This window comes from Priestia sp. SIMBA_032 (assembly GCF_046535215.1).
Taxonomy (GTDB): domain Bacteria; phylum Bacillota; class Bacilli; order Bacillales; family Bacillaceae_H; genus Priestia; species Priestia aryabhattai.
This window is the reverse complement of sequence record NZ_JAWRXD010001626.1, coordinates 1-233: the sequence shown is the minus strand read 5'-3', so window position 1 is coordinate 233 and position 233 is coordinate 1. Positions and strand designations below refer to the sequence as shown.

At 29.6% G+C, this 233-nt stretch carries 1 protein-coding gene; it reads right to left on the bottom strand.

Annotated features, from left to right (window positions below):
* On the bottom strand, positions 1 to 187 hold a 187-nt coding region (locus tag SB717_RS39785; protein ID WP_410908865.1), incomplete at its 3' end, for a DUF4116 domain-containing protein.
* Positions 188 to 233 lie beyond the last annotated feature (46 nt).

Here is a 233-nt window from a genome sequence, read left to right as displayed (position 1 = left end):
ATTGCAATGCATATCCATTCTCTTTTACTGCTGCTAAACATATATCTTCCGTTTGATTTTCTTTTCCTATATATTGTAATGTAAATCCATTTTGTCTTACTGCTTCTAAACATATTTCTTCGGTTTGTTTATCCTTTTCTACATATTGCAATGCATTTCCATTTTCTTTTACTGCGGCTAAACATATTTCTGGAGTTTGTTTATTTTTTTCTACATATTTTCATGCAAATCCG